This window comes from Phenylobacterium sp. (assembly GCF_030693805.1).
GTDB lineage: Bacteria > Pseudomonadota > Alphaproteobacteria > Caulobacterales > Caulobacteraceae > Phenylobacterium.
The window spans coordinates 1-1,031 of record NZ_JAUXZW010000300.1 but is presented as its reverse complement, the minus strand read 5'-3'; the positions used below and the strand labels follow the sequence as shown (position 1 = coordinate 1,031).

At 44.4% G+C, this 1,031-nt stretch carries 1 protein-coding gene; it reads left to right on the top strand.

What is annotated here, in order from left to right; all coding sequences use genetic code 11:
- The coding region (locus tag Q8M88_RS11535) for a hypothetical protein (protein ID WP_305597303.1) at positions 1–949 on the top strand (949 nt) is incomplete at its 5' end.
- Positions 950–1,031: the final 82 nt, after the last annotated feature.

The window sequence follows — 1,031 nt, the reverse complement described above, 5'->3', positions numbered from 1 at the left end:
CATTCGCCCGGGTGTCGTATTTGCCGATCCATACGGACATACGCTAATACTCGTTCGTAAAATTCCACAGACCTCTGACAGTCCGGGAATGCTTCTCTCGGTTGATGCCCAACCGGATGGTACTGTCGGTATCAAGCGATTTTGGAAAGGCAATTTTTTATTTAATACCAACGAAACCGAAGTGATCGGGGATCCGGGATTCAAAATATTCAGGCCAATCGTTTTGAATGAAGGTAAAATCGGGATGCTTAAAACTGAGGAATTAAATGCCAATTCTGGACTAATCCCATTTTCCCTTCAGCAAAAAGGAATGAGCAGCGCTGATTTTTACCACACGATGGAACGGATCATTAACCCGAAACCGCTTGATCCTGAAGCCGCCATGTTTGATCTGATCAAAGCGCTCCACGAGCAATTGGTTGTTCGGGTAACATCGGTTAAAAATGGTGAAGAATATATGAAAGCACACCCGGGAACTGTTATTCCAATGCCGGGCCGGGCCGCCGGAGTATTCCAGACCGGTGGTATTTGGGAAGACTTTTCAACTCCCAACCGCGACTTGCGTTTACTGATCGCGATGGATGCGGTAACTGATTTCCCGGATAAAGTGATGCGTTCACCTGATAACTACAAAATCAGCATATTGCAATCTCCTGAAAAAGTAAAAGAAAATTTGAAAGAGCTTCTCGAAAAGAAGTTAAATGAACTTTCGATCACTTATACCCGAAGCAATGGTACCGAACAAAAGCTAACGCTCAGCGAGATACTGAAACGGCGTGCTGCATTTGAAATGGCCTACAATCCGAACGATGGTGCCGAAATCCGTTGGGGAGCGCCCGAAAACAGCGAAGAACAGTCAACTTGCCGTCGAAAAGTTTCCACCGGACAATTAGAAAAGATGCAATCAGTTCGTGTATGGTTCCAAAAAAGGCTTCATCCGCCAACGTAGATGCCTGCAGAATTATTCGTTATTTCTTCAGCCTTTTCGCCGAAGGATTTTTAAATGCTAATTTTAATTCTGGTTTTAGATT